Raw genomic sequence first — 25,025 nt, 5'->3', positions numbered from 1 at the left:
CTTTTTCCTTTCATTAATTTTAAATATCTTTATATCCTAGCTTTTCTAATGCTTGTTTTGCTGAAAGCTGTTCAGACTCTTTTTTTGTAGTAGCTGTCCCACTTCCATATTGTTTCCCACCAATTAAAACAGCACTCGTGAAAGTTTTAGAATGTGATGGACCTGTAGAATCAAGTACTATATACTCAATTTCACCCAATTTAATTTTTGAAATGTACTCTTGCAAGATAGTTTTATAGTCTACAAAACTATGATATTCAAGATCTTGAACTTCTGTAAATAATGTATTATTTAAGAAAGTTTTTACAACTTCAAGATTTGACTCTAAATACATTGCTCCTGTGAAAGATTCAAAAATATCAGCAAGTAAAGCTGCTCGACTTCTTCCACCCATCTTTTCTTCACCTTTCCCTAGGTAGATACATTTATCTAAGCCAAGTTGCAAAGCATATTTAACCAATGTCTTTTCACAAACAATAGATGCACGTAACTTAGTAAGTTCACCTTCAGGAAGCTCAGAAAATTTCTTAAATAAAAATTCACTTGTTGTAAGTTCAACAACAGCATCCCCTAAAAATTCCAAACGCTCATAATTCAGATGCTTCGCAATTCTCTTCTCATTAGTATAAGAAGAATGAGAAAATGCATTTTTAAAATTTTCACTGAATTTTAAATTAAAACCATACTCTCCATTTAAATTGTTAAGTAATCTTTCTATATGTGTTCGCTCCATAATAGTTCTCCTTTCTTTTATTATAGGAGAAACTCAATAATTTTACATAAATTGATCAAGTTCCTCCCTTTAAAATCATTATCTTATTTCAAAACTTTATTAATCTAACAGAAACTCAGAGAACACATCATTCCCATAGAATAATCCTTTTCTAGTTAAACGAAGTTTATTACCTTCAATCTCTAAGTACCCTTCTCTTATGTTTTTATCAATTACACCTTTGAATATTTCTTCTGCCCTTTTACCATATTTTTCTTCAAAAATATCTAAATCTACACCTTCTAAAAGACGTAGTCCTAAGAACATTTCCTCTTCAATTCTTTCCTTAGGTGTTACAGTATTTTCTTCACGTCTTGCATGTCCTTTTTCTAACATACTGTCGATATAGAATTTTAAAGCTCCTTGATTAGCATAACGCACTCCATCAATATAACCATGCGCCCCCGCTCCAAGTCCATAGTATTCTACATTCTTCCAGTAACTACTATTATGAACACTCTCATGTCCAGGTCGAGCAAAATTACTGATTTCATACTGTTCATAACCATTTTCTGTTAAGAAGTTAATAACCTCATTGTACATCTTCTCTTCTGTCTCATTTGAAGGCAATGTAACTTTCTTATCTCTCACCTGATTATAAAGCTTAGTCTTCTGTTCCAAAATCAATGAATAACACGAAATATGACTAATATTATATTCTGCAACCTTCTTCATACTGTCATATAAGTCATCCATAGTTTGCTTCGGTAGTGAAAACATTAAATCTACATTAATGTCCTCAATCCCATGTTTTTTACAATTAGCAATCGCCATATCCACATCATTCGCAACATGACCTCGTCCAAGAATTTTTAACAACTCGTTATTAAAAGTCTGAACTCCCATGCTAATTCTATCAACTCCGTAGCCCTTTACCAAAGCAACCCGAGAATCAACAAGATCCTCAGGGTTAGCTTCAAAAGTAAATTCACGCAGTTGTTGTGGAATTTTATTTCTTAATGCAGTTAGTAAACGATGAAGTTGTTCGTCACTTAATGCACTCGGTGTTCCACCACCGATATAAATAGTTTCAACATTTTGTATATTTTCCATACTCTCAATTTCTTTGATTAAGCAATCTATATACTTGTCGACAGGTTGTCTTTGTATATAAAACTTATTGAAATCACAGTATGAACAAATATACTTACAAAATGGAATATGAATATATACTCCGCGTGGATAACTTTTCATTATTCTTCATCCATTTTCAGAACAGCCATGAAGGCATCTTGAGGAACTTCTACGCTACCAACAGCTTTCATTCTCTCTTTACCTTTTTTCTGTTTCTCTAATAGTTTACGTTTCCTACTAATATCCCCTCCATAACATTTAGCAAGAACATTTTTACGCATCGCTTTAATAGTTTCACGAGAGATAATTTTATTTCCAATTGCAGCTTGGATAGGAATCTCGAATTGTTGTTTTGGAATAAGTTTTTTAAGTTTTTCTACAATAACTTTTCCACGTTGGTAAGCAAATTCTCTGTGGACGATGAAGCTTAAAGCATCGACTTGTTCACCATTTAATAGAATATCCATCTTAACAAGGTTACTATCTTTGTATCCTGTTAATTCATAGTCGAATGATGCATATCCTTTTGTATTAGATTTAAGTTGATCGAAGAAATCAAAAACGATTTCTGATAAAGGTATATCATAAGTAATATTAACCCTTGTATCATCTATATATTCCATATTTAAGAAGATACCACGTTTCTTCTGACAAAGATCCATAACAGCACCTACATAGTCATTTGGTACCATAATGCTCGCCTTAACAAATGGCTCAGTAATCTTATTGATTTTTTGTGGATCTGGCATTTCTGATGGGTTCGATACATCTACCATAGTTCCGTCAGTTTTTTCAACTTTGTAAATAACCGATGGTGCAGTAGCGATGATATCAATGTTAAATTCACGCTCAATACGCTCTTGAATGATTTCCATGTGTAACATTCCTAAGAATCCACATCTAAATCCAAATCCAAGTGCTTGAGAAGTTTCCGCTTCATATTGTAACGCAGAGTCATTAAGTTCTAATTTTTCTAATGCTTCACGTAAGTCATTATATTTTGATGAATCGATTGGATATAATCCACAGAATACCATTGGATTTAATTTTCTATATCCCGGTAATGCTTCTTTAGCTGGATTATTCGCTAATGTGATTGTATCCCCTACACGAGTTTCACTTACATTTTTAATAGATGCACAGATAAATCCTACATCACCTGCAGTAAGTTCATCAACGATTTTTTCTTTAGGTGTGTGAATACCAACTTCAGTTACCTCGAACACACCACCAGTAGCCATCATCTTAATCTTATCTCCAGCTTTTACAGTACCGTTCTTAATACGAACTGAAACGATAACCCCTCTATATGCATCGTATAATGAGTCAAAGATTAATGCTTGTAGTGGCTCACCAGCATCTCCAGACGGCGCTGGAATGTATTCTACGATTTGTTCTAAGATTTCATCAATACCAATACCCGCTTTAGCAGAAGCTAGTACGATATCGTCTGTTGGTAATCCAATTACATCTTCAATCTCAGTCTTAACCTTCTCAGGATCTGCAGCAGGTAAGTCGATTTTGTTAATAATTGGAATAATTTCTAAATTATTATCTAATGCTAAGTATACGTTAGCTAAAGTTTGTGCTTCAATACCTTGAGCAGCATCGACTACTAAAATAGCCCCTTCACACGCTGCTAGAGAACGTGATACTTCATATGTAAAGTCTACGTGTCCCGGTGTATCGATTAAGTGGAAAATATACTCTTCTCCATTTTTAGCAGTATATTGTAATTGAACTGCATTAAGTTTAATTGTAATACCTCTTTCACGCTCAATATCCATTGAGTCAAGAAGTTGTGCTTTCATTTCACGTTGTTCTAACGCTTTTGTTTTCTCTAAAATTCTATCCGCAAGAGTTGATTTCCCGTGGTCAATATGTGCAATTATAGAAAAATTCCTTATTTTCTTTTGCCTTTCGTTTCTTTTATCCATTTTATTCTTCCTTTACAAATCTTGTTTTTCTACGTAGTCTTTAGCTGTATAGTACGAAAAGCCATCCCTTATTAGCTTTTCAATCAGCTTTTGTTTAAGTGCATATCCTTCGTATCTACGACTATAACTTTGATAAGCTCTTCTAAAATGCTCATCTAATATATCATCTTCGTTTTCATCCTCATAGTCTTCGAAAAATATGTCAAACACCTTTCTTATTATATCAGATGTAAAGCCATTTGTATAAAGTTTTTGTGTTATTTTTTGAACTTTTTTATTTTTCGTCTCTCTTCTTACTTTATACTCACGTTCAATAATTTTATAAAGCATTTCAATCATTGCTTCTTCTGTACAAATCTTAGCGATATTATCTTCAATAACGTCTTTATCTAAGCCTTTTTCTAATAGTTTTCTTTGTATCCAATAAGGCCCTTTTAAATTAAGATTAAAATAATCTGTTACCGCAGCTTCTACATAGTGATTATCATTCAAATAACCAATTTCTATTAACTTTTCTATTACTTCATCTATAACATTATTAGCAATCTCTTTTTTCTGAAGATATTCTCTTATATCCTGCTTAGTTCTTAGACCAAATTGTAAATAATGTACTGCCTTACTATAGGCACTTTCTACACTTTCATGAGCTATGATTTCTTTTAGTTGTTCTTTTGACAAATCTATTTTTTTTATAAGTCCATACTTAATTATCGTATCTTCAGAAACATAGAAATGTTTACCATTTTCCAAATCTATTTTATACTTAACTTTTAGCTTTGTTATATTTGTAACTTGCAAATTTACACCTACTTTCTACATTTCTCACTAAAAAACTCTTACTCTTAATTTTATCAAAAATCAGATAAAAAAGGAAATGTTAGAAAATAGGATTAATGAAATATAATAAGTACCCAAAAAATTCATCAATCGTTTCCTTTTTCATTTACTATAAATTATATCTGATTCTAAATTCTATAGTTAAACGTAAAAAATTCTAGATAAATAAAAATCTTCTTATCTATCTAGAATTTATGTTCTTAAAGTTTATATTTAGGATCTTTCTTTCTTAACTCTAATTCTTTATCTGCAAATTCCTTTTCATCGTATTCACTATTGATGATTTCTTTAGCATACTCCTTTACATCATCTTTTAAAGATTCTCCTTCTACTACAGAATCTTCACTTAAGTTATCCAGGATATCTTGATCCTTTTTAGTAAATGTTCTATTATCATCATGTTTTTTTATTGCTAATCTTATCATTTTATGACGTAAAAATGTTTCCTTCACTATATCCTGATGACTTCTTGTCCATGATAAAAATAACACAAATAATAATACTATACCCATATAACCTAATGCAGGGTATGCATAGGAAATTAAATCTTTGAAACCAGCAAAACTACATAGATATCCTAGAATAACAATGATAATTATATTAAATTTCAACTTCTTATCATCATTTGAAGAAAAACGTTTCGCTGTTGCATAAAACAAACTAAAAGCAGTATTAAATATTAAAGCAAAAATAACTAATGCATAAAAAACAGCTAACCATGGATTAATATCCTTCACTATTTTTAATATCGGTATTTCAGCATCTATTACATCAGCACTATTAGCGAAAAGAGTTGCTGTTGCAAATAAAATTAAAAAGCCTACCATTATACCACCAAGTGCTCCACCTTTTTTAGCAACACCTATTCTTACAACTGAGCCACCTAGAACAAACGCCATAGACACACCAGTTAACACGCAAAGAGAGAAGTAGTTTATTACAGATATCCAAATATTCGGCATCGAAGATGGAATAGTTTTAGAAACCTGGTCCAATACACCATAATCATAACTCTTTCCTACAAATGTATAAACTGTTATTAACAATATCAATACAAATACTATCGGAGTAAAAATCCCTAAGATACTAGTTATCTTCTCAAAATCCAAAAATGCTACAATTACTATCATAATCGCACAAAAAAGTGCCCCAGCCCAATTCGGTATTCCAAATTGTTGCTTTAAATTTGCTCCAGCTCCTGCTAACATAACAAAACCTATAACAAAATTAGAAATTATTAAAGTCCAGTCTATTATTTTATTTAAAATTGGTGTTGTTATTTCTCCAAAAACTTCTTGGTGATTATTTGCTTGGTAATAAGAGCCTAGTGTTAATATAATTTTCCCAAAAACCATATTCAAGACTCCTAAAACTAAAACACCTATCAATCCTATTCTCCCAAAACTTAAAAAGTATTGTAGAATATCCTGTCCGGATGATAAACCCGCTCCAACTATAACACCAACATAAGCCAGTGCTATTTTTAATGATTCATTTTTCATTTTTACCCACCTTTCTTACTACATACTACTTAGAAATATCTTTACAGATGTCCTCATGTTTTCTTATCTTTTCAAAACCTAGCCACTAAACTAACCTATATGCCTATCGCTGTATTTATTAAGATAAAAATTTATTATATCAATTACTTTTTTCAAAATTTTATCATTTAAACAATAAAGTTTTCTTAATAGTATATTATTCTGTATTACAACTAGTTATAAAATAAATCAAGGACGAAGACTTGAATGGTAGAAAATAATTTAAAAATCTAATATTAACAATAAATGAAACCTCGAAAAAAATCTTAGAAAATCTCTGCTATATCAACAGAAAATAAACAATTAAATCTCAAAACGAAAATCTTGAGTAACCAATTCGAGAATTTACTTATATTTTTAAGTTTCCCTACTAAAGGTATTTTCATAAGATTTTTAAGTAGTACTTAATAAACATATGATTAAAAATAATACATTATCCTAAAAAACATATGTTAAATACCAATCTTTTTTAAATAAACTCTGAATTAAATCAATTACAGTCTATTTATAAATAGACTGTAAAAATCTTGATGATATCAGTGATTTTAATTAGTTAGTATTGCATATTTCTCCCCACACCTCTGCTAACCACATTTTAAAAAGTTCTACTTTGAGAGAAAGAAATTCTATAAAGAAAAAATTCCCAAGCCTTACAGCTTGAGAATTTTTATTTTTAACTAAGATACTACGTTATTTTTTAATTAATCCTTCTTTTTGTAGATATTCTTTTGCTACATCATAAGCAGGTTTACCTTCAATATCTACTTTGTAGTTCATTTCAGTCATTTCTTTTTCTGTTATTTTTCCAGCAAGTTTATTTAAGATTTTTTCAAGTTCAGGATGTTTTTTCAATGTCTCTTCCCTTAATAACGGTGCCCCTTGATATGGTGGGAATAAATGTCTATCGTCATTTAATAATTTAAGCTTATTAGTTATTATTTTACTATCCGTTGAGAATACATCGATAATATTTACATCACCACTTGAAATAGCTTGATATTTTAACGCTATTTCCATAGTTTTAACATTTAGATTTAAGTGATAAAGATTTTTAAGTCCTATACCACCGTCTTCTCTATCATTGAACTCCAATGAGAATCCAACTTTTGAAGAATTTTCTACTAATTTTATATCTGAAATATTATTTAATTTATTTTTATTTGCAAAATCTTCTGTTACTGCTAAAGCATAAGTATCCTGGAATTTTGTAGGTTTTAGGTACACAAGATTGTCTTGTTCAAAAATTTTATTTTTAGCAACCTCATAAACCTCATCAGGATCATTAGAAGCAACAGTCTGAGGTGTTTTTAATAATGTTGTAGTAACTGTACCTGTAAATTCTGGATAAATATCAATACTTTTACCTTTTAACGCCTCATATAAGAAACTTGTTTTACCAAAATTAGGTTTAACCTCAACATCAATATTAGTCTCATCTTCTATTAAAAGTTTATACATATTTATTAATATTTCAGGTTCTGCTCCTATTTTACCAGCTATTATTAGTTTATCATTAGACATTTTTCCAATTGGGAAAAAGCTGATAGTTAAAGCCACTACAGCAGCAAGTAATGAAGCTAAAATTATTTTTGGCTTTTTATCTTGTAAGAACTTGATTAATAATCCGAATAGAATTGCTAAAATTGCTGATGAAATAGCTCCAATTAAAATTAACGCTGAGTTATTTCTATCTATTCCTAATAAAATAAATGAACCTAATCCACCTGCTCCTATTAAAGCGGCAAGAGTTGCTGTACCAATTATCATAATACTCGCAGTCCTCACACCACTCATAAGTATTGGCATAGCCAGTGCAAGTTTAAATTTTTTCAACTTTTCTAGTTTTGTCATACCAAAGGCTGTTGCAGCTTCTTCTAACGATGGATCAATCTCCGATAATCCAGTTATCGTACTTTGTAGTATTGGAAATATTGCATAAATTACCAGTGCCACGACTGCTGGTAATGTACCAATCCCCGTAAATGGAATGAATAACCCAAGTAATGCAAGAGAAGGAATAGTTTGGAAGATACCAGTAATTTGTAAGAACCATTCACTTGTATTTTTATTCCCTGAAATAATTATTCCTAACGGAACTGCTATAAAAATTGCAATAATAAGTGATAATAATGAAATTTGAAGATGTTCATATAAGCCAGTTATCCAATCACTTTTTCTTTCTAAAAATGTACTTACTAAATTCATTATTTATTCCCCCTTGCAAAAAATTCACGAACAAAGTCATCCGCAGGATTTTCTTTTAGTACTTCTGGTGTAGCAATTTGAACCACCTTACCTTCTTTTAAAACACAAATTCTATCAGCAAGTTTCATCGCTTCATCCATATCGTGAGTTACAAATACTGTTGTTCTTTTGTACTCATCATGTAGTTGTTTTATTAAATCTTGAAGTTGAACTTTACTAATGGGATCTAATGCAGAAAATGGTTCATCCATCAGTAAAATTTTAGGATTAGCGATAATTGCACGTAGTATTCCTACACGCTGTTTTTCTCCTCCAGAAAGTTCTTTAGGGAGACGATTCATGTAATGCTTTGGATCCAATCCTACTTTCCTTAGTAAATCTTCTGTTTTTTCTTTAATTTCCTTTTTATCAAAATTCTTCATTTCTGGAATTAGCGCAATATTTTCTGCAACCGTAAGATTAGGAAATAATGCAATTTGTTGAAGAACATATCCAGTTTTAAGTCTTAATTCCCTTAAATCATAGTCTTTCAATCTCTTATCTTCAAAAAGAATATCACCCTCAGTTTGTTCTATCAATCTATTTATTAATTTTAATGTTGTTGTTTTTCCACTTCCACTAGGTCCAACTAGAACAAAAAACTCTCCTTCTTGTATTTCAAAATTCAATCCATCAAGTATTAATCCATTTGTGGAACAACATAATGAAACATTATTATATTTAATCATCTTATATTTCTCCTTTCAATACTAATTTTTCAATATTTTTCTTCATATTATCGTTAAAGATTGTATAGTATTCTATAAATAGTTTTTGCTGATCATTTGAAAGTTGTCCTATTGCTTTTTCTTCAGCCTCTCTTAGAGGATCCAAAATTTTTGATGCATATAAGTAACCTTTTTCTGTCAGTCTAACTATTTTCTCTCGCCTATCTTTTCCTTGTTCCTCAAAATAAACATATCCTTTTTCCTTAAAAGTCTTCATTGCTGCACTAACTACTTGTTTCGTAGAATATGTTTTTTCACAAATAGTATTTTGAGTTATCCCGTCCTTTGTATAATAAAGACAGGTTAAGATTAATAGCGATTTTCCTTGCAAACCATTTTTTCTAGCATAGTACTCATATAATGAATTGTTTTCATATTTTTTTCTAGAAAATATACTTGAGTATTTTAATAGACTATTCACTTATTTTCACTCCCTACCTAAAGTCACAATTATTATCAGTAATAATACTATGGACATGCTCTTCATCATAAAACTTCAATGGTGTTTTTTGTTTTTACATTTATTCTTCATTGTTATTAACAATGAAAAGCAATTCCAAATCAGTAAAATCTTTTGACTATTATCTTATAAAAAAACTTATTAGTAATTTTTTTTTACTAATGAGTTCATTCTACCTCTACAGTTTACAATTGTCAATAATTTAGTTTTCATGAAAATAGACAATCGATAAATATTTTACCAATTGTCTTAAAATTTTATTAAATTCATATTTAAAAATATTAACGCCTATTTGTTCTATATCCTTTGTTTTATCTTGTTATAGCGACAAATAACATTGATACGTTCCAATAAATATGGCAATAAAATAATAACAATAATAATAGAATTTATTACTTTATTTCATGTTTCTCCAAAGACTCCCATCAGTAGTCCTTTATCTATTATAGAAATAAGTAGATAGATACAACACAGAATAGCTGTCCCTAGATTTACCATCCAGAATATTTTCGTGTTGGTTTTCTTAGTACTAAAATGCTCTATCTCTTCATCTGATAATTTTGTTAAAAGTATCTTCTCTTTTTTAATCATCTCTCTAGATATTCCAAATACTATCAAGTAAAGAATACAGAATATCATCGGAAATACTTCTAATAAAATTTCTGAATTCATAATATTCACCTCCACTTAAATTTATTATACCATATTACCTGTACAAAAAGTTACCCACATATAACTCTCATAAAAAAATATTACAAATAAATTTTTCTCAAATACTATACTAATCAGAATATAAGAATCCTTAAAAATGGAGAAAGGCCCATCTTTCGATGGACCATATATTATGAAAAAAATATTATTAAGTTTTGTTATACTTATATTATATATCTCGTACCTTATATGAACTTTAGACTATAATTAAAATGAAATTAAAATTGAAAAATTTTGAAAAGTTTTTTTTAAAAAAACAATCCTTAAATAAAGAATATATTATACTGATTCGAAACTAAGAATTCCTTCGTCTTTTTGTCTTTAAAATTCTAGTTTCTGTAGCATGTGTTATTCGTACATTCGACCTTCAACCTTTGGATTTGATAGAATTATAACTAACCTATCAAAAATATTTATTATCTAGTTATCCAATACTAAAAATTACTCTAGAAATGGAGAAAGGCTCATCTTTCGATGAGCCATATATTATGAAAAAAAATATTATTAAGTTTTGTTATGTTTATATTATATATCTCATACCTTATATGAACTTTATACTTTAATTAAAATGAAATTAAAATTGAAAATTTTTGAAAATCATTAAAAAAATAATACTGATAATGAAAAAAGGCCCATCTTTCGATGGACCATATATTATACTGATTCGAAACTAAGAATTTCCTCGCCTTTTCGCCCTAAAAATTCTAATTTTTATATCCTGTGTTGTTCGTACATTCTATCTTCATCCTTTGGATTTGATAGAATTACGACTAACCTATTAAAAATATCATTAATCTTTTTATGATTATAATATAAATGATAGGAGATAATTAAATAAGACTTGAATTTATCAATTTTTATAACTTATATTGTTTTTCACATTTTCTTTAACAAATACAAAAACTCTTAATTTCTTCTAATTTTATTTTTCCGCAATTAGCGCAACATATCCACCTTTATCATAACCTTCTATAGGTTCCTCAACACTATCATTGGTATAAATTGGATGTGCAACAAGTGTCTGCATAAAACGAATATTCTTCATTTTCAATTCATCTTTTACAATACTTAATTTTTCTGTTGGAGAATGAAATATTCCTGATTTTACAAGCTCAATTGGATAAGGAAGAGCAGGTTTAATTCTTGAAAATAGCTTTTCATCGTATCCCTCAACATATTTTGCAAAACTATACAATATTCCATATGCACTTTCTACTGGTACATCTAATAAAATAAGACTTCCTCCTTTTTTTAATGCATTATAACAATTTCTATAAGCGCTACTTAAATCAGCGATATAAGTTGAACAACCATTAAGATAAATAACATCGTATTCTTCATCTTTTAATAAAGTGGTTTCAGCGTCTCCTATTTCTACTTTGACTCCTCTTTTTTCAGCAATTTTTGCCATATCTGTAGATGGTTCTAAACCATATTCTACAATTATGTCATATTCCCTCTTTAAAGCTGACTCAAAAAGGCCACTCCCACAACCTACTGATAGAATTTTATCTTTTTTCAACGGATTTAGACAAGCATGAAGTAATTTTAATTCACTTTCAAATACTCGATTGTTAGTTAAAAACCATTGATCATATTTATCAGCATAACCATCAAACATTTTTGCATTTGTTTCCATAAGGTACTCCTTGTATATTTTTTAATTATTCTTTATAGACTCTATCCAAAAATTTTAATTCATATTCATTAGCCTTCTCAAATATTTTAAATAATTCATTCTTATCATAATCTGAAATATCTTGATATCTTTCATTTAGATATTCTATACATTTCTTATAAAAAATTTTAGAGTTATCTGAAACATAATCAATTACAAACTCATAATATTTATTATGAAAGTTATCCATTTGTTTTTCAGCCTTAGTAAATATATAATTATAACTCAGCATACAGTTCATTAGAACAACCATTAATTTAAAGTTATCCTCATCTTCAGAAAAATTCATTATGAAGTTGATATATTGTTTTGTCTCAAAAAATAATTCTATATTATCATCATTTTTAAATTTCAAAAAATCGACTCTTGTTTGTAGTTCTACTAAACCCGAAAATTCTATAAGTAAATAAAGTACTTCTTTCTCTTTTTCATTGTCGGCTTTAGTAAGCGCTAACTCACATAATTCGACATATTTTTCCAGATAAAGCATATCTTGAAATAAATATTGTTCAAATGATTCATTCGATAAACTACCAGCAATTAATTTCTGGACAAAAGGCTTGTTGAATCCTTCTTCCCATAACGGGGAAATCTTAAGTTTTATCTCATCAATAAACATTATGTATTCCTCCCTAAGATTAAGAAATAACTGACAGTTACTTATGTTCACCGTCTATTATCAGATTATCACAAGTTATTTCCAAAGTAAATAAAGTTGGTTTTTTAACAATATAAGTTCTAATAACTAAAATTATTTATCAGAGATATTTTCTATCAATATAAAGAGTCCCAGACACTGTTTTTAAAATATTCCAGGACTCTTTATATTATATTAAATTGTATAAATATTCAATTATTAATTTTAATATTAATTATAAATTTAGTTTTATACTATTTACTCTTTATCTTCTCTGCGTTTTTTAACGATAGCTAGTAAACTTCCTAACATAGCTAATCCTAATCCTCCTAAAACTGTATTAGTTTCAGATTCACCAGTATTCGCTAAACGTTTTGTAGATTTTTCAACTTTAGCTGTTGTTGCTGGTTTGTTATTTCCACCTTGCTCTTCTTCATTACCTTCTGGTTTAATTGTAGTAACTTTTCTGAAGATATGAGTTATAACATCTCCATCAGTATTAATTTCAGTTCTAACGAATTCGTATCCTGAAATTTCTCCATGTTCATATGCTTCGTTAGGTTCACCTAATTCTGTTGGATTTTTAGCATCTGCTGGTTTCAACTCATTACCATCCTCATCAATCCACTTAGTAATAATAAGTTTTGGCAAATCAATAGGAATTGGTAATTCACCATTCTCTGAAATCATAATTTTAGCTGGTGTTGTTACCACTGGAACTTCTTCTGTTGGTTTATCTGGCTCTGTAATCTTAGCTACTCCTGGTACTTTCCCATCTGGTAATTCACTATTTGGTACTTTACCTTTTCCATCTTCTCCAATTGTTACAATGATGGTGTTACCATTTCCACCTGGAATTTCAACCTTCGTTCCTGGTGGGTATGTTGTTCCATCTGGTTTCTTAGGTGTTACCATTACATCACCAGTTTTCGGATCTTGTTCTAATTCTACTGTTGGTGTCTTACGCGCCGGCGTTGTTACATCAACTGGTTTAGATGGTCTCTTATTCGGTTCTGTTACTGTTCCTTTACCTGGTAAATCTCCTTTTGGAAGTTTATTATTTGGTACTTCACCCGATCCATTATCTCCAATAATCACTTCGATTGGTGTGTTATTATCACCTGGGATAACTACCTTCGTTCCTGGTTGATATGTTGTTCCATCTGGTTTCTTAGGCGTTATTACAGCATCTCCATTTGGTTTTCTTGTAATTTCAATTTCACCTGGTTGTTCTGTTTGAGGTGCATTTGGATTGAATTTCTTCGGTGTTGTTACTTCTACTTCAATAGAAGGTTTACCTGGTTCTGTAATCTTACCTATTCCTGGAACTTCACCGTCTGGTAAGTCTTTATTCGGTACTTTACCTTTTCCGTCTTCTCCTATTGTTACAGTGATTGTTTTTCCATTCTCACCTGGAATTTCTACTATTGTCCCTGGTGGATATGTTGTTCCATCTGGTTTCGTAGGTGTTACTGTTACATCTCCTGTACTTGGATCTTGTTCCAACTCTACTGTTGGCGTCTTACGGGCTGGCGTTGTTACATCAACTGGATTAGATGGTCTCTTATTCGGTTCTGTTACTGTTCCTTTTCCTGGTAAATCTCCTTTTGGAAGTTTATCATTTGGTATCATTCCTGAACCATCCTCTCCTATTGTCACTTCAATTGGAGTATTATTATCACCCGGGATAACCACCTTAGTTCCTGGTGGATAAATTGAACCATCTGGTCTCTTAGGTGTTACTACAGCATCTCCATTTGGTTTTCTTGTGATTTCAATTCCATTTGGTTGTTCTGTTTGTGGTGTATTTGGATCTAGTTTTTTCGGAGTTTTCACTTCTACTTCAACTGCTGGTTTTCCTGGTGGCGTGATTTTACCTGTTCCTGGAATTTCTCCATCTGGTAAGTCTTTATTAGGAATAATTACTTTCCCATCTGGTCCTGTTGTTATCACGATTGGTACTCCATTCTTTCCTGGAATTTCTACTATTGTTCCTGGTGGATATGTTGTTCCATCTGGTTTCTTAGGTGTTACCGTTACATCTCCTGTATTTGGATCTTGGTCTAATACTAATGCTGGTGTTAAACGAGCTGGTGTTTCCACAGTCACTTTTTCAGGAGTTTTACCTGTACCAGGCTCAGTGATTGTTCCTGGTCCTGAGATATTACCATCTGGTAAATCTTTATTTGGAACTTTTCCTTTACCATCTTCTCCAATTGTTACAGTGATTGTATTTCCATTTTCACCTGGAATTTCTACCTTAGTTCCTGGTGGGTATGTTGACCCATCTGGTTTCTTAGGTGTTACTGTTACTTCACCAGTATCTGGATCTTGTTGCAACTCTACTGTTGGTGTCTTACGGGCTGGTGTTTCAACAGGCACATTTTCAACAGGTTTATTCGGTTCTGTTATCTTGGCATTACCTGATGTTTTCCCATCTGGTAATTCGCTATTTGGAACTGTACCTTTACCATTTTGTCCAATTTCTACTCTAATTGGATTTCCATCTTTACCTGGAATTTCTACTATCGTTCCTGGCGGGTATGTTCCTCCGCCTGGGTTCTTAGGTGTTACTATTACATCACCAGTTTTTGGATTTTGTTCCAACTCTACTGTTGGTATCTTACGGGCTGGTGTTGTTACATTTACTGGTTGTGATGGTTTCTTATTAGGTTCTGTTACTGTTCCTTTTCCTGGTTTAGCATCTTTTGGAAGTTTATCATTTGGTACTTCTCCTGAGCCGCCATTCCCAATTGTTACTTCGATAGTTGTTCCATCTTCACCTGGGATTTCAACCTTCGTTCCTGGCGGATATGTTCCTCCACCTGGTTTCTTAGGTGTTACAATCGCATCTCCATTTTCTTTACGAGTAATTGCAATCTCTGTTGGAGCCTCTGTTTCTGGTAAAGTTGGATCAATTCGTTTCGGTGTTTCCACTTTAACTTCTTCAGGATCTTTACCATTTTCTATGATTTTACCAGTTCCTGGTGTTTTATCTTCCGGTAAATCACCGTTTGAAACTTTTCCTTTTCCTCCTTCTTCTATTGTTACAACAATAGGTGTCCCATTCTTACCTGGAATTTCTACTTTAGTTCCTGGTGGATACGTTGTTCCATCTGGTTTCTTAGGCGTTACAGTAACATCTCCTGTTTTTGAATCTTGTTCTAATTCTACCGTTGATGGTTTACGTGCTGGTGTTGTTACATTCACAGGTTTTGATGGTTCTTTATTCGGTTCTGTTACTGTTCCTTCTCCAGAAATTTCCCCTTTTGGAAGTTTATCATTTGGAACTGTTCCTGAACCGTTATTTCCAATTGCAACTTCAATTGGAGTGTTGTTATTTCCTGGAATTTTCACGATAGTTCCTGGTGGATATGTTCCACCACCCGGTTTCGTTGGTGTTACGATTGCATCACCATTGTCTTTACGAGTAATATCTATACTTGGAGTTTGAGATGTAGGAGATTTTGGATCTGTTCCATTTTTCTTCTCTTCCTCATCAGTAATTCCATCATTATCATCATCTAAATCTGTTTTATCTGGAATTCCATCTCCATCTGTATCTCTAAGAATTGTTACCGGAACTTCCACCTTGATTTCCTCAGTTTCTTTTCCATTTTTTCCATCTTTTTCTTTTGTAACTTTAACAGGAATTTTTATTTCACGTTCTTCTTCCTCTTTGCCCCAATTATCTACTTTTGGAGTTCCTGTTAACTCGCCTTTATCGTTAACAGTTAGACCATTAACTGAATCCGGATTTTCTTGTGTAATTTTTGAACCTGGTTTATTCGATGTTACAACAGTGACTGGTGTGATGGCAGCTTTTTCTCTTACAGGTTCTGGTGGATTCACTGTACCTATTAGTTTATCTGCTACTTTTGGATTTTTATCCTGTTCATCAGGAATACCATCATTATCATCATCTGAATCTGAATTATCTGGAATTCCATCACCATCTGTATCTCTTAATACATTGACAATAACATCTTTCGTAACTGGTGTGTCACCTTCATGAGTTACAGTTACTTTGATAGTTACATCACGATTATCTTCTATTCCATCCCAGTCTTTGATTTCTGGTGTTCCTGTAACTTTTCCTTCACTATTCACTGTTAAACCATTTACTGTTGGTGCAGAAATTGTACTATTTGATTTATTTGGTGTTACGACTACCCCACTAGTGTACTCAGCTTTTTCTGTTGCATTCGCTGGTGGCGTTATTGTGAAATCTAGCGTTTTACCAACAGTTGCTGTAGACGGTTGACTTGTTAATTCTGTTGTCTTGCTTGTCACTTTCGCAGTAACTGGTGAACCATCTTTTACTTTGTCCGCTGGAATTGTCACTTTACCATTTGCATCAACAACTAATGTTGGATCTGAACTTGTCCACGTTCCATCATTACCTTTTGTCAATATTACTGTTTGTGGCGTATTATCTTCACCTGTATATGTGATAGATGTAGTTCCTTCTCCAGTTAATACTGGTGTTATTTCTACACTTCCGTTTTCTTTTGGTGTAACTGTTGGAGCTTGTGGTTTCACTTTAACAATTACGTCAGTTGTTTCTGTTGAACCATCTTCATAAGTAATTGTCACTGGAATTTTATGTCTACTATCTGGAGTTACATTCGGTAAAGGAGATTTTTCCACTACACTCGTAATCTTCGCAGTTGTGAAATCTTTCGTTTCTGTTCCATCCGTTACACCTGTAACCCCTGTTGTTCCTGATAAATCACCTCTTGATAATGGTGAGTCCACTTCTTTTTCAACATCTTTTTTAGTTACAATATGAGATTGAGGCGTATATGTCACATCATCAGAATCAACTGCAGAACCATTTGTTCCTTTAGTCGCTTTAGCTGTGACATTATTTCCAATTAACTCTTTAGGAATTTCTAGTGAACCATTGTGGAATACTAATCCTTCTTTAGGAGTTTCAATTTCCCATCCAGTATCTTTCTTCACTAATGTTACAGTTCCATCTGTTAATGGAATTGTTACTTTATCTCCACCATTATTGGTTGATGGTGTTACTTTCACATTTCCGTTTTGCCATTGTGAAACAATTGGAGCAGCTGGTTTTTCTTCTTTTACAACTACATGTACAGTTACTTGGTTTCCTTCTTTTCCTTGGCTATCAACCGGTTGAAGTGTTACAGCGTATACTCCTGCTGTTGGATTTTTTGGAAGTCCTGAAATAATATTAACTTTTCCTGTACCAAATGGTTTGTCCGTTACACGATCATCTTCATTATCAGATACCGTTACTAAGTCTTTTAATAACTCTGCTGTAAGTGGTGTTCCTGCATCATAGACTTTTGGATTTCCTTCTGTCCCTTCTGTAGCATTTTTCAAGGATACTACTGGAGCATCATTTGTTACTGAAATAACCTGCCAATTTCCCGCTGGAGCTACATCTGAACCTGCCTCTGGTTTGTAATCTACTCGTACTCCTAATCCGCTTGTATAACTTCCTGTATTATCCCCTGATTCCTCTTCTTCTTTAATAAGAATTTTTTTATTATTATCTGATTCTTTTAGAGTAATCCTTACTTTGTTTTCTGCTTTATTTGCTTCATTCACACTATTTGTAATAGCATCTACAAAACCATTTGCATTCGTAACGTCCGCCGGTACTGTAGAAGGATCTACTTTCCAATTGCCACCATTTTCATCGCGAACAAGGACAATACTATTCGGTTTAGTATCGGTATCTGCACTATTATGGAATCGTAATTCAACGCGTTTCGCATCATGCGGTACTGTAATATCAATATGCTTACTACCAGCAATCATCGCAGAAGGTGAGTAGTTACCCATTTCGACTACTTTAGGTTCACTAGTTTTAGAAACTTCAGTATCTCCAACTTTGTTAACTACCGTAATCGCTGCTGGTTGTTCTGGTTCACCGTTTTTATTTTCGCTTTGACGAAGTTTAACTCCATCTGGTAATGTCGCTGTCCAAGTATCGCCATTAATCGTTACTTGTCCTTTTTTACTTGATAAAATTGTATTATCTTTATCGTTTAAGTGTACTTCTACAACTCTGTCGTCTGATGTAAATCCACCTAATGTTCCACTAATTGTGCGACTTGTTGAAGTTACTGTATCTGTATTAAAGGTTGGTTTTGGAGGATTTACATGGAATGTAACATTTCTTTCAATAGTAGCAGGTGCGTATACTTTTACAATTTTGCCGTCTATATTTTTAGTATAGAATCCTTCTCCATCTTTAAATTTCACCAATGCCTTGTAATCATTCACAACTCCAGGTTTATTAAACTCAGTAGTAGTTGTCACCTCTGCATTATTTTTCCATTTAAATTCCATACCTGTTGGATAATATTTATCATCACCACTTGCATTTTCCTTATCTACAACTTTTACAAAACCATGAGAATCAATACCATTGTTTGGATTATCTGCATCAACAAGTTTTGTACCTAATTCAACTTTTTTCGGACTATTGATAACTTCGACATCTACTACTTTATATTTATACATATAAGTACCCTTATTACCTGTAGAGTCTGTAACTTCTACACTTCCTACATGTTCTCCTAAAGTAGAAGTATCTGTTGCAATATGATTATCTCCTGTTACTTGTACTTTCGAACCACTAACCCAATCCCCTGTTTGTTCAAATGTGCTTCCGTTTGGCAGTCCCGTTACACTTAGTTTAGTAACATTATTTCTGTCATCACTCACTTTAAACGTTGGATTAAATTTCGAACCTTTGAATACTACAAAGTTAGCTGTAGTATTTAAATCATTCGTTAATAATAAACCATCCATTGTCGCTGTAGGAACATTAGCATCAGCTTTCGTTACAGGGATTTGAATTTCTTCTGTTGAATGGTCAGGATATGTGATAGTAGCACCAACATAATAAGTACCATTAGCATTTTGTTTAATAGCCCCCGCTTCTTTCATTTCAATATTTAATCCAGTTGTTGTATTATCCACTTTCACTGGTCCTCGTGTTGAATCAAAAGTAATATTTGATTTCATTGAATCGAAATCTGCTTGACTAATTTTTGCACCTGGGGCAGTAACATCTACATTAATTGGCTGAGTTGAAACTTGTGGATCATATTTCGTTGCTTGAGTTAAAATTTTTAATTTAAGACGAGTTTTATTCGTTACAACTTCATTTTGATCTCGCATTTCATTTGTTGCTGCATCTTTTGCTACAACAAAACGTGTTACTTCAACATCATCAGTCCATTTTGTAGTTCCAGTCTTATATTCTCCTAATTTTCCTGAAATTGTCAGATTTCTTGGAGCATCTACTTCAGTATTATTCTTACGAACAACTTCATTATAAGATAAGCCGTCACCCAATCCTAAACTGAATATTTTATTATCTTTTGTAGATAATCTAACCTCTGTTAGTTTATTAGAATCATCGGTTACTCTACCAATATTAAGATTTGTCTCTTCTGTTGGTGTTACATATACTACTTGTTCTCCATTATTCTCAACTTTTATTTCTTTTCCATCAGGAGTAAATTCAAATTTTGGTGCTTCTTTATCTCCTTCTTTAGAATTAGCTGTTGTGGTATCACTATCTACGCTGTCCTTAGTGATCGATTTAGCAGTTACTTCAGCTATATCTTTAATTGCACGATCTTTAATCGTTACTACACCCGTATTTTCATCAATTGTTACTCCATCTCCAGGAGTATTGCTTGATAACGACCATTTATTTCCATTTTTTGTAGCAGTAATATGAATCGTACTATCATTCGGATGTTTATAAGTAAAGTCCAGTGTATTAACATTTTCTTCACTTACAGGTGTTACTGTAACATCTCCGTTATCTTTAGGTGTAATTGTTGGAGCTGTTGGCTTAACACGGAATATTTGCTCTTTTTCAATTGTAGCAGGTGTGTAAATTTTAACTTCCTTACCGGCAATATTTTTTGTATAGAATCCTGCACCCGCTTTAAATTTCACTTCTGGTTTGTAATCTGTCACGACTCCAGGTTTACTTAATTCTGTTCCATTCGGAACTTCAGATGTTCCCTTCTTCCATTTAAATGACATACCATCTGGATAATATTTATCGTCACCATTAGCATTTGTTCCATCTACTAATTTTACATAATGATGCGAATCTCCTAATTGTGTATTTAACGGAACAGTTTTCGGCGTTTCTTTTACTTCAACATCTACAACCTTATATTTGAATTTATAAGTCTTTTCGTTGTTTAGTGAGTCTTTAACAACTATACTTGCTTCATGATCTCCTAATCCAGCATTATTAGTTGCAGTGATGTTATTTCCTTCTACTTGTACATCTGCACCATCTTTAGACCAGTTCCCTGATTTTTCAAACTTCACACCACTTGGAAGACCTGTTACGCTTATATTTGTGACTTTATTTTTATCATCACTAACTTTAAAGGTTGGATTAAATGTAGATCCCTTGAATACTACATATGAATAATCCGTTGCTGTTTCTGATAATTCTTTACCATTAATCGTTACTTTTGGTGCTGTTGTATCAGATTTACCAACCGGAATTTCGATATCTTCAGTAGAAAGGTCAGGATACTTAATCGTCGCATTAATATAATACGTTCCATCTGGTTTTTTCTTAATTTCTCCTTGATCTTTCATCGTAAGTTCTAAATCTTTTGTCTTACTATTAATTTTCACTTCACCACGAGTTGTTGTAAAATTAAGATTTAACTTAGGCTTCATGGCATTAAATTCTGCATCACTAAGCTTTGCACCTTTACCTGTAACATCTTTATCAAGCAGTTGTGTTCCTACTGTTGGAACATATTTTTCCGCTTGTGTTAATACTTTAAATACTACACGAGTTGGATTAGAAGCAATATTATCTTGATTTCTTAACTCATTTCCTGCAGCATCTGTTGCTACATAATATCTTGTAACAATTTCTTTACCATTAGTCCATTTATTACCACGATCAGACTTATTAGTTTTATCAAGAGTTCCAGTAACCATAATATCTTTTGGTGCTGTTAGTTCTGGCCCATTATTTGTCTTCAATAATTTTCCTTCATAAGACAATCCATAATCCAAATCATTCAATTTGTCATCTTTAGACGATAATCTTGATTCAATTAACTTATTAGAATTATCTGTAACAGTTCCTATTTTAAAATTGTTACTTTCCGTTGGAGTAACATAAACGGTACGGAATCCATTTTCAACGATTGTATTGTTTTCATCAAATGCAAATTTAGGTGGTATCTTATCCCCTACTTTTGACTCTACTGTTACTGGATCACTTTCTACATGGTCACTTGTTTCAGATTTAGCAATAATAGGATTTGAATCTTTTATTGCTCTATCTTTAATTGTTACTTTTCCTGTAACTCTATCAATCGTTACACCATCTTCAGGAGCATTATTTAATGTCCATCCATTTCCTGTTTTTGTAGCTGTAATTTTTCTTGAAGAATTGTTAGGTTCGTTATAAGTAAAATTAAATGTATTTACATTTTCTTCATTCACTGGTGTTACTGTAACATCGCCATTATTCTCTGAAGTTACTGTCGGTGCTGTTGGTTTTACTTGAAATTCTATATTTTTATATAGAAATGCTCTATTCAAAATTTCGCTGTCTTTTCCAGGGGTAGAATTCGTAACTTTTTCAACACCATTTGTCCCTGCATAATTTTCTGGGAAATAAGCCGCTGCTTTTACAATATGCTTCCCAGGCGTATTTAACGTAACTTTACCAGTAGTAGTGCCATTTGAATCTATAAATCTGAATTTCATTCCTCCAGCGAAGAATTGATCACCAACATCTTTTCCATCAGTTGTCGTAATGAAATCATGTGAATCTGTATAAGAAGTTCCTTTAGAAGTTTTTACAACAAGCTTACCGTCTTGGTTTACTTCTCCTTTACCTTCTTTGAAAGCTAAATCCACAACTTCTGTTCTAAATTTAACAGTAGCTTTATTCCCACTTTCAACATTACCACCTTGGTCATCAGATACTTTGAAAGTAGCAGTTTGTTTCCCTAGCTTCGCATCAGGCGCAACTTTCCCTGTAACATTAGTTGTTCCTGGTTTTGACTCTATAGCCCCAGTTTTTGAAAGAGTTGCTCCATTATTAAATGTAACACCTTTAGGTAATCCACTTTCATATTTTAAGTTTACTTTACCTCTAGGATCATTATCATACATTGTTAACGGAACATTTAAAGTTGCACCTCTATAAATACGAGTAACTGGTGAAGTTGACTCATTATTTGTTAAAACTACTTCTCTGTTTCCATCAGTCGGATTTGTCATCTTAACAGTTGGTGCTTGGTTATCCGGCGCATCTGTCGGTGTTACAGGATTACTTCTATCAGAAGTTACTTTTCCATTATTATTTACAGTTGTTTCAGCCGTAATTGGATTTCCTGTCAACGGACCTGCAACTGTAATCGTTGCAGTAGTACCATTTGTTGTTCCTGTTCCAATGACTTTAGTACCTTCATACAGAGTAACCGTAGATCCTACTCTAACTCCAGTACCAACATTTACTGTGATCGTTTGATTTGTTAGACCTTTTTTATGCACTACATCATTAGCTGTAATTGTCGGTTTAATAGGTTTGACTTTTAATGTCACAGTCCCGTCTGAACCTGAGTTTGCCGCATCTGATTTTGAACCATCTTGATAAGTTGCAATAGCTGTATATTTAAATACCCCTGCTTCAGTCGTACTTGGCTTAACATTATTTTTCCAACTCCAACTAATTCTATCAGGTAATTCTCCCCCACCTTTTCGAGTAATATATTTTGCAGTAACTGGATTGTCTGGATTTGGTAAAGAATCTCCTACTGTTTTTTCATGCGTACTTCCTTGAATTGGATTTAGTTGTGCATCTGTCTCTGTTGTTAAACGAGTTCCTCTTACACCTACAATATAAGATTCCTTTGTTCTTGCGTTAACAGTAGCTGCAAATACTCTACCATATTCCTTCGCCTCACTATCAGTCACACTATCTTTTAATTTAACCTTAGCATGCATATGAACGGCATAGTCGAAATTGCTTTGTTTTACTTCAAGACCTAAACTATAAGTAACACCACCTGTATATTGACCATCTTTCTTTCTAACAATGGCATCCAAATCTGAATCATTAGCATTATTTTTAAATACTTGCTCTTTTTGATTCGCACGTGCTACTCCAGAATTAGGGTCATAAAATGTTCCACTATCATTGTTAAAAATACGATAATTCTGACGCCATACATCTGAAATGTAGGCTGTATTTCCATACTCTTTAAACCCTTGGAATCCATCAGAAAGTCTACTTCCACCAACATTTTGATAACGTGTAAATCTCAAGTCTCTAACTACATTATTTGGGTCCATAATATTAAACGGCGGTTGGAAGTAATAATGTTGAGCTTGGTTAGGTCCATTGCTGGCCATCCTTCTTCCATCATTATTAAAGAATACATCATAAACAATCCATTTACCTTCAGAATCTTTTTGATAATATGCTTTAACGACTGTTTTGTTCTCCGTAAAATTAGGATCACCATTTCTTGTCCCACTATTAGTTGATGCATAGTGCTTTATATTTGTCAAGGCTCCAGAATTTATTTGAGTATTCGCTCTAAACTGAGTGCCTTCTCCCATGCTGCCACCATTACGTGAATCCCTTTTTCCTGAATTAGCAATCGTATTTTTTCCTTCTTTTACTATTTTTTCAGGGGCATTAGCTTTAGGTATTGATGATAAAATAATTATCTTTTCACTAAGTTTCTTAGCTAGTGTATTGATATCAGCTTGCGTCAACTCATTATTATTAATTGCACTCTTTGCATTCTCTAAATCTATTCTTATTGCAGATAATGTAGAAGCAGAAGCTTTCTCTTTATTTATTTTTTCTAACAGATCTTCGACTTGTGTTATATTGTTTTGTAATTGTGTTTTATCTAAAATCTGTTTTTCTGTTTGTTTTTCAATTTGTTTTTCTTCTTTAGCTCCTATATTAGCAGTTGCTATGCTATTAGTTACTGAGTCCTCTTTTTTTATAGATTCAATCTCTTCTTTTTGAGGGGATACTTGTTTATTTGGAACATCTAACTTTTCATTACTATTATCTTCTATGTTGCTTTTTTTAGTATTTTCTAATTTTTCAACTTCAGAATTTTTTTCTATCTTTTCACCTGCTTTAGCTATCCCTGTAGCTCCAAAAAATATACTAGCACCTATAACGACAGAAGCTGCTCCAACTTTAAATTTTTTAATTGAATAACTTTCTATTTTTACTCCTTCTTTTTTATTTTTTAAATTTTGGTTGTTTTTTCCTATCACGTAATTCTCTCCTCCTTACATTCCCGTGAAAATAGAACTTTCCTAATATAGTTTAACACACGAATTAAAAGTAAACAAATATTTTTTCCTAATAAATGATATA

At 32.3% G+C, this 25,025-nt stretch carries 12 protein-coding genes; all 12 read right to left on the bottom strand.

Annotated elements, in window-relative coordinates; all coding sequences use genetic code 11:
* Positions 1-19 precede the first annotated feature (19 nt).
* Positions 20-733, bottom strand: a complete 714-nt coding sequence (rnc, locus tag O3884_RS04190; protein WP_371451901.1) for a ribonuclease III — start codon at positions 731-733, stop codon at positions 20-22.
* A gap of 99 nt (positions 734-832) precedes the next feature.
* Positions 833-1,966, bottom strand: a complete 1,134-nt coding sequence (gene hemW, locus O3884_RS04185; protein WP_371451899.1) for a radical SAM family heme chaperone HemW — start codon at positions 1,964-1,966, stop codon at positions 833-835.
* A complete protein-coding gene (gene lepA / locus O3884_RS04180) occupies positions 1,966-3,783 on the bottom strand; it encodes a translation elongation factor 4 (protein WP_004263825.1) in 1,818 nt (605 codons plus the stop codon). Before lepA ends, hemW begins: the two co-directional genes overlap by 1 nt.
* A 12-nt stretch (positions 3,784-3,795) precedes the next feature.
* Entirely contained in the window at positions 3,796-4,581 is a 786-nt protein-coding gene (locus tag O3884_RS04175; RefSeq protein WP_371451896.1) for a RecX family transcriptional regulator, read from the bottom strand.
* Between the two features lie 239 nt (positions 4,582-4,820).
* Positions 4,821-5,975 carry a YkvI family membrane protein gene (locus O3884_RS04170; RefSeq protein WP_371451894.1) on the bottom strand — a complete coding sequence of 385 codons (1,155 nt, stop codon included), beginning with the start codon at positions 5,973-5,975 and terminating at the stop codon, positions 4,821-4,823.
* An 876-nt stretch (positions 5,976-6,851) separates the two neighbouring features.
* On the bottom strand, positions 6,852-8,366 hold the full coding sequence (locus O3884_RS04165; protein WP_371451893.1) for an ABC transporter permease/substrate-binding protein: 1,515 nt from the start codon (positions 8,364-8,366) through the stop codon (positions 6,852-6,854).
* Positions 8,366-9,094, bottom strand: a complete 729-nt coding sequence (locus O3884_RS04160; RefSeq protein WP_371451891.1) for an ABC transporter ATP-binding protein — start codon at positions 9,092-9,094, stop codon at positions 8,366-8,368. The genes O3884_RS04165 and O3884_RS04160 overlap by 1 nt, the downstream gene beginning before the upstream one ends.
* A gap of 1 nt (position 9,095) precedes the next feature.
* Positions 9,096-9,554, bottom strand: a complete 459-nt coding sequence (locus O3884_RS04155) for a MarR family winged helix-turn-helix transcriptional regulator (protein ID WP_371451889.1) — start codon at positions 9,552-9,554, stop codon at positions 9,096-9,098.
* Positions 9,555-9,995: 441 nt separating this feature from the next.
* Positions 9,996-10,265 carry a hypothetical protein gene (locus tag O3884_RS04150; RefSeq protein ID WP_371451887.1) on the bottom strand — a complete coding sequence of 90 codons (270 nt, stop codon included), beginning with the start codon at positions 10,263-10,265 and terminating at the stop codon, positions 9,996-9,998.
* Positions 10,266-11,226: 961 nt separating this feature from the next.
* Positions 11,227-11,943 carry a class I SAM-dependent DNA methyltransferase gene (locus tag O3884_RS04145; protein WP_371451885.1) on the bottom strand — a complete coding sequence of 239 codons (717 nt, stop codon included), beginning with the start codon at positions 11,941-11,943 and terminating at the stop codon, positions 11,227-11,229.
* 25 nt (positions 11,944-11,968) lie between these two features.
* Positions 11,969-12,601, bottom strand: a complete 633-nt coding sequence (locus tag O3884_RS04140) for a thiaminase II/PqqC family protein (protein WP_371451883.1) — start codon at positions 12,599-12,601, stop codon at positions 11,969-11,971.
* A gap of 276 nt (positions 12,602-12,877) precedes the next feature.
* A complete protein-coding gene (locus tag O3884_RS04135) occupies positions 12,878-24,922 on the bottom strand; it encodes a YSIRK-type signal peptide-containing protein (protein WP_371451881.1) in 12,045 nt (4,014 codons plus the stop codon).
* Positions 24,923-25,025 lie beyond the last annotated feature (103 nt).

The organism is Gemella sp. 20925_1_85, assembly GCF_041433735.1.
Classification (GTDB): domain Bacteria; phylum Bacillota; class Bacilli; order Staphylococcales; family Gemellaceae; genus Gemella.
Note: the sequence above shows the minus strand (reverse complement) of the source record. Positions and strands in the feature narration are given on the sequence as shown.

Excerpts from the sequence above, each read along its gene's own strand:
- O3884_RS04145 (WP_371451885.1), bottom strand. The coding sequence starts at position 11,943 with ATGGAAACAAATGCAAAAATGTTTGATGGTTATGCTGATAAATATGAT.
- lepA (WP_004263825.1), bottom strand. The coding sequence starts at position 3,783 with ATGGATAAAAGAAACGAAAGGCAAAAGAAAATAAGGAATTTTTCTATA.
- rnc (WP_371451901.1), bottom strand. The coding sequence starts at position 733 with ATGGAGCGAACACATATAGAAAGATTACTTAACAATTTAAATGGAGAG.
- O3884_RS04140 (WP_371451883.1), bottom strand. The coding sequence starts at position 12,601 with ATGTTTATTGATGAGATAAAACTTAAGATTTCCCCGTTATGGGAAGAA.
- hemW (WP_371451899.1), bottom strand. The coding sequence starts at position 1,966 with ATGAAAAGTTATCCACGCGGAGTATATATTCATATTCCATTTTGTAAG.
- O3884_RS04170 (WP_371451894.1), bottom strand. The coding sequence starts at position 5,975 with ATGGTTTTTGGGAAAATTATATTAACACTAGGCTCTTATTACCAAGCA.
- O3884_RS04150 (WP_371451887.1), bottom strand. The coding sequence starts at position 10,265 with ATGAATTCAGAAATTTTATTAGAAGTATTTCCGATGATATTCTGTATT.
- O3884_RS04165 (WP_371451893.1), bottom strand. The coding sequence starts at position 8,366 with ATGAATTTAGTAAGTACATTTTTAGAAAGAAAAAGTGATTGGATAACT.
- O3884_RS04160 (WP_371451891.1), bottom strand. The coding sequence starts at position 9,094 with ATGATTAAATATAATAATGTTTCATTATGTTGTTCCACAAATGGATTA.